The 5,658-nt window shown below is 66.3% G+C and carries 6 protein-coding genes; 5 read left to right on the forward strand and 1 reads right to left on the reverse strand.

Annotation, left to right across the window (positions count from 1 at the left end; translation table 11 throughout):
- The first annotated feature begins 18 nt into the window (after positions 1-18).
- From AC2VLV_RS03050 to panC, 4 genes are all read left to right on the forward strand, one after another.
- Positions 19-261, forward strand: coding sequence for a DUF3460 family protein (locus tag AC2VLV_RS03050; protein ID WP_486988580.1), 243 nt, complete (start codon positions 19-21; stop codon positions 259-261).
- 40 nt (positions 262-301) lie between these two features.
- Complete coding sequence (locus tag AC2VLV_RS03055) at positions 302-1,150, forward strand: segregation and condensation protein A (protein WP_486988575.1); 849 nt, start codon at positions 302-304, stop codon at positions 1,148-1,150.
- Between the two features lie 78 nt (positions 1,151-1,228).
- Positions 1,229-2,089 carry a 3-methyl-2-oxobutanoate hydroxymethyltransferase gene (panB, locus tag AC2VLV_RS03060; protein ID WP_486988576.1) on the forward strand — a complete coding sequence of 287 codons (861 nt, stop codon included), beginning with the start codon at positions 1,229-1,231 and terminating at the stop codon, positions 2,087-2,089.
- Between the two features lie 37 nt (positions 2,090-2,126).
- A complete protein-coding gene (gene panC / locus AC2VLV_RS03065; RefSeq protein WP_486988577.1) occupies positions 2,127-2,972 on the forward strand; it encodes a pantoate--beta-alanine ligase in 846 nt (281 codons plus the stop codon).
- 38 nt (positions 2,973-3,010) lie between these two features.
- Here the strand turns inward: panC and AC2VLV_RS03070 are convergent, their stop codons facing one another.
- Positions 3,011-3,790 (reverse strand): class II aldolase/adducin family protein, encoded by a 780-nt coding sequence (locus AC2VLV_RS03070; RefSeq protein ID WP_486988578.1) that lies wholly within the window; start codon positions 3,788-3,790, stop codon positions 3,011-3,013.
- 144 nt (positions 3,791-3,934) lie between these two features.
- Here AC2VLV_RS03070 and nadB point away from each other — a divergent pair, with 144 nt between their 5' ends.
- On the forward strand, positions 3,935-5,500 hold the full coding sequence (gene nadB / locus AC2VLV_RS03075; RefSeq protein WP_486988579.1) for an L-aspartate oxidase: 1,566 nt from the start codon (positions 3,935-3,937) through the stop codon (positions 5,498-5,500).
- Positions 5,501-5,658 lie beyond the last annotated feature (158 nt).

Consider the following 5,658-nt stretch of genomic DNA (forward strand, 5'->3'; position numbering starts at 1 on the left):
GGCTGCCGCTTGCTTAGAATGCAGGCTCGTTTTTCCCCCTGCCGTTTCCATTCGAGAACGTCCAAGCCATTAAAAGTCAAACCCAACGTTTCTGAAGTTAAGCATTTAATCCAGGATCTGAAGCACAGCGATCCGCAGCTTGAGGCCAAGCAGAAAGAAGGGCGCGCCCGGCTTTGGGACAAACCGCAGAACCCCGAGCTAACCCGCGAATTCAAGGCGGGCCGGGTACCGCAGAAAGCCTACGTTTACGGCAGCCACTGACGCACGCCCGAGCGTGGCGAGCTTGGCAACAGGCCAATCAATGACCTCCGCCACCGGCGACGCCGCGCTGATGTCTCCGGCGGTGGACAGCACGCCGACCACGGTCGATGGCATGGCGGTCGCGCGGCTTTATGGCGAACCGCTGTTCGAGCTGCCGCAAGACCTCTACATTCCGCCCGACGCGCTGGAGGTCTTTCTCGAAGCCTTCGAAGGGCCGATGGATCTGCTGCTCTATCTCATCCGCAAGCAGAACTTCAACATTCTCGACATTCCGCTGGCGCAGGTCACGGCGCAGTATCTGAGCTATGTCGAGCAAATCCGCCGACACAACCTGGAGCTGGCCGCCGAGTATCTGCTGATGGCGGCCATGCTCATCGAAATCAAGTCGCGCATGTTGCTGCCGCGGCCGCCCACTGAACCGGGCGCCGAGCCCGAAGACCCCCGTGCCGAACTCGTGCGCCGACTTCTGGAGTATGAGCGCTTCAAGCTCGCCGCGCAGCAGCTCGACGCCCTGCCCGTGCTCGGACGTGACTTCTGGCGCGCGCAAGTGCTGTTCGACCGCGACGCCGCGCCGCGCCTGCCCGATGTGACGACGATTGAGCTGCAGCAGGCCTGGAGCGACATTCTCAAGCGTGCCAAGCTGCATACGCACCACAAGATCACCCGGGAGCAGCTTTCGGTGCGCGACTACATGAGCCGCGTGCTGCGCCAGTTGCAAGGCACGCGCTTCCTCGAATTTCACGAACTGTTCGACCCCGCGCAGGGCGTGCCCGTCGCCGTGGTCACGCTGGTGGCGCTGCTCGAACTCACCCGAGAAGCGCTGGTCGACATCACCCAGGCCGAAGCCTTCGCCCCGCTGTATGTGCGGTTGGCCTACACCCCGAGTTGATGTTAGGAATCGAACGCTCGTTCGCAAAAACACGCCTGGCGCGGGCATAATGCGCCGGTTTCCATCTGAGCTCAAGCCATGTCTGCAGACTCTCCCGCGCCCTACGGCGCTGCGCCCCGCAGTGATAGCGCCCCGCGCAAACCGCTCACCCTGCACCGCCTGCGCGCCATGCGCGAGGCCGGCGAAAAAGTCGCCATGCTCACCGCTTACGACGCGGCCAGCGCCAGCCTGCTCGACGCCGCCGGGGTCGATTGCCTGCTGGTGGGCGACTCGCTGGGCATGGTGATGCAGGGTCACAGCTCCACCCTGCCTGTCACGCTGGAGCAGATGGTCTATCACACGCAATGCGTGGCGCGCGGCAATCGCAGCGCCTGGCTCATCGCCGACCTGCCCTTCGGCAGCTACCAGGGCGGAATCGAGCAGGCCGTGGCCAGCAGCGTGGCGCTGATGCAGGCCGGCGCGCAAATGGTCAAGCTGGAAGGCGGCGGCTGGACCGCGCCCGTCATCGCCGCCCTCGTGGAGCGCGGCATTCCGGTGTGCGCCCACCTCGGCCTCACGCCGCAGAGCGTGCACGCGCTCGGCGGCTACCGCATTCAGGGCCGCGACGCGCAATCGGCCGACACCCTGCGGCGTCATGCGGCCGAAGTTGGCGCTGCGGGCGCGGCCATGCTGGTGCTCGAACTCGTGCCCTCCGATGTGGGTGCGCAGATCAGCGCGGCCTATCCCGGCATCACCATCGGCATCGGCGCGGGCGCGCGCACCCACGGCCAGGTGCTGGTGCTGCACGACATGCTCGACATCACCCGCGGTCCCAAGCCTCGCTTTGTGCGCAACTTCATGCAAGGCGCGCCGAGCATTCTCGACGCCGTGCAAAGCTATGTGGAGGCCGTCAAGCAAGGTGCGTTTCCCGACGAAGCCCTGCACGGCTATGCCGCCTGATTCGGTTCGTCTCAAAAACGTCTGACTGCCATTGCCCATGCTGACCGTCCACACCGTCGCCGACCTGCGCGCCGCGCTCAAGCCGCACCCGGACTGGGCGCTCGCGCCCACCATGGGCAATCTCCACGCCGGGCATCTGGGACTGATCGCCCGCGCGCGGCAGGAGAACGTTCCGGTGGTGGCGAGCATCTTCGTCAACCGCCTGCAGTTCGGACCGAATGAAGACTTCGACCGCTATCCGCGCACCCTGCCGCACGACGCAAAGCTGCTGGCCGACGCCGGCTGCGACCTACTGTTCGCCCCTGACGAAGCCGAGATGTACCCGCAGCCGCAGACCTTCCGCGTCCTGCCCGATCCGGCCATCGCTGGCATTCTCGACGGCGCCGCCCGCCCCGGTCACTTCGAAGGCGTGGCCACCGTGGTGATGAAGCTGTTCCAGATGGTGCAGCCGCGCCATGCCGTGTTCGGCAAGAAGGACTATCAGCAGTTACTCCTCATCCGCCGCATGGTCGAGCAGTTCGCCCTGCCCATCAACATCATTGGCCTCGACACCGTGCGCGCCGACGACGGCCTGGCGCTGTCTTCGCGCAATGGCTACCTCACGCCCGAAGAACGCGCGCAGGCACCGCAACTCCAGGCCGCCCTGCACGCCCTGGCCGAAGACGCCCGCAGCGCCACCGCCCCCGAGCAGATTCACCTGCTCGAACAGCAGGCCATCACCCGCCTCGACCAACTCGGCTGGACGCCCGACTACCTCACCCTGCGCCGCCGCGCCGACTTGCAGACGCCCACCGCGCAAGACCTGCACCGCGGCACGCCCTGCGTCGCGCTGGCCGCCGCCCGCCTGGGCCGCACCCGGCTGATCGACAACCTGGAGTGCTGACTGCGGCGCCTCGGCCCGATCGGTGCCGGTGGACGCCGTCAGGTCCGGTAAGCGGCGTCGAGACGTTCGAGCTTGCGCAGCAGCGCAGGCCAGACAAAGGCGCCCCCCATGCCTCCGGTCTGCACCCGCATGGCCTCCGCCACGCCGCTGAGAATCTGCGGATGCACCTGGCGCAGCCCTTCCACCCCCTGCTGGCCCGCCAGCGCGGCGATCTGGATCTGACAGGCGCTCTCCAGCACATACATGCCCAGAAAGGCATCGGCGATGCTCGCGCCCACGGTCAGCAGGCCGTGATTGCGCAGAATGAGGAAGTTGGCCTCCCCCAGATCATCCTGCAGACGCGGCTTTTCGTCGGAACGGAACGCCACGCCCTCATAGTCGTGATAGGCCACCGACGCCAGCACGAAAGTGCTCTGCTGACTGATGGGCAACACGCCGTGCTCCTGCGCGCTCACCGCCACACCAGCGCGGGTGTGCGTGTGCAGCACGCAGCCCGCATCCGGCCGCGCCTCGTGCACCGCACTGTGGATGATGAAACCTGCGGGATTGACCGGATAAGGGCTCTCGCTCAGCTTGTTGCACTCGGCGTCCACCTTCACCAGACTCGACGCCGTGATCTCCTCGAACATCAAGCCATAGGGATTGATGAGAAATTGGTGGTCGCCACCGGTCAGCGAAAGCGGCAGCTTGGCGCTGATGTGAGTGAACACCAGATCGCTCCAGCCGTGCAAGGCCACCAGCCGATAACAAGCCGCCAGATCGCAGCGCAGCGCCCATTCCTGCGGGTCCACCGCGTGTTCCAGGTTCGGTATGTTCATGTTTGTCTCCTTCGTTTTTGTGCAAGCTGATTTTCGGCCCATTTGCGCGCCTTGTCAGCGAACAAGGCGCTGGCCGCGCGAAGAAGGGACAATCACATTCTCATCACCCTTCACTGACGCCCCTTCCCCACGCGTTGACCCACCATGCCCCAAAGTGATGTTCTGATCCTCGGCGCCGGTCTGGCCGGCCTGTCCACCGCACTGCATCTCGCCGAGCGCTTCAAGGTGACGGTGCTGGCCAAGCGCACACTCGACGTCTCGTCCAGCCAATGGGCGCAGGGCGGCATTGCCGCGGTGCTGGCCGAGGGCGACAGCTTCGAGGAGCACGTGCACGACACCCTGGTGGCCGGAGCAATGCTGGGCGATCTGCCGGCCACGCGCTTTGTCATCGAGCACGGGCCCGACGCCATTGCCTGGCTGCGCGAACAAGGCGTGCCCTTCGACACCGAAGGCAGCGCCTTGCACCTCACCCGCGAGGGCGGGCACAGTCAGCGCCGCATCGCCCATGTGGTGGACGCCACGGGCGCGGCCATTCAAACCACTCTGCTCGCCAGCGCCAAGGCCCATCCCAACATCACCCTGCTGGAAAACCATGTCGCCGTCGATCTCATCACCGACCGCCATGTGGACGGCAAGGCCAGCCCGCGCTGCTGGGGCGCATACGCCCTAGACACCGCCAGTGGCCGGGTAGAGACCTTCGCCGCCGCACACACCGTGCTGGCCACCGGCGGCGCCGGCAAGGTGTATCGCTACACCACCAACCCCGACACCGCCAGCGGCGACGGTTTGGCGATGGCCTGGCGCGCGGGTTGCCGCGTGGCGAATATGGAGTTCATCCAGTTTCACCCCACCTGCCTGTATCACCCCAAAGCCAAGAGCTTCCTCATCACTGAAGCGGTGCGCGGGGAAGGCGGCAAACTCGTGTTGCCCGACGGCACCCGCTTCATGACCGCGCACGACCCGCGCGCCGAACTCGCCCCGCGCGACGTGGTGGCGCGCGCCATCGACTTCGAGATGAAAAAGCGCGGCCTCGACTGCGTCTACCTCGACATTACCCACCAGGGCGAAGCCTTCATCCGCCAGCACTTTCCCACCATTCACGCCCGCCTGCTGGAGTTGGGCATCGACATGTCGCGCGAACCCATACCCGTGGTGCCCGCAGTGCATTTCACCTGCGGCGGCGTGCTCACCGACCTGTCGGGCCGCACCGACCTGCCCGGCCTCTACGCCGCGGGCGAAGTGGCCTACACCGGCCTACACGGCGCAAATCGCCTGGCAAGCAACTCCCTGCTGGAATGTGCGGTGTTCGGCAAGGCCGCTGCGCTCGCCATCCTGGAAGCCGCGCCTCCCGCCGTGCCCACGCCCCGCCGCTGGGACGAAAGCCGCGTGAGCGACGCCGACGAACTCGTGGTCATCAGCCACAACTGGGACGAGCTGCGCCGCCTGATGTGGAACTACGTCGGCATCGTCCGCACCGACAAGCGACTGGAGCGCGCCGCCCACCGCATCGCCCTGCTGCAAGCCGAGGTGGACGAGTTCTACGCCAATTTCCGCGTCACCCGCGACCTTCTGGAGCTGCGCAACCTGCTGCAAGTCGCCGCCCTCATCGTGCGCTCAGCGCAGTTGCGGCACGAAAGCCGCGGCCTGCACTACAGCCTCGACTGGCCCCAGACCGCGGCCCCCGCGGCCCCCACCATACTCGTGCCCTGAATGCCCATGCCCACGCCGCACACCGTTCCTGATCTCGCCATCGTCAGTGCCCTGCTGCGCAACGCGGCGCGCACCGAAATTCTGCCGCGCGCCCAGTCCCCCGACCCGCGCCTGAAGGCCGACGGCACCTGGATCACCGACGCCGATCTGGCCATGCA

Source organism: Thiomonas sp. TH-17 (assembly GCF_057473305.1).

Coding starts and splice junctions, on each gene's coding strand:
- nadB (WP_486988579.1), top strand. CDS start 3,935: ATGCCCCAAAGTGATGTTCTGATCCTCGGCGCCGGTCTGGCCGGCCTG.
- panB (WP_486988576.1), top strand. CDS start 1,229: ATGTCTGCAGACTCTCCCGCGCCCTACGGCGCTGCGCCCCGCAGTGAT.
- AC2VLV_RS03070 (WP_486988578.1), bottom strand. CDS start 3,790: ATGAACATACCGAACCTGGAACACGCGGTGGACCCGCAGGAATGGGCG.
- AC2VLV_RS03055 (WP_486988575.1), top strand. CDS start 302: ATGACCTCCGCCACCGGCGACGCCGCGCTGATGTCTCCGGCGGTGGAC.
- panC (WP_486988577.1), top strand. CDS start 2,127: ATGCTGACCGTCCACACCGTCGCCGACCTGCGCGCCGCGCTCAAGCCG.
- AC2VLV_RS03050 (WP_486988580.1), top strand. CDS start 19: ATGCAGGCTCGTTTTTCCCCCTGCCGTTTCCATTCGAGAACGTCCAAG.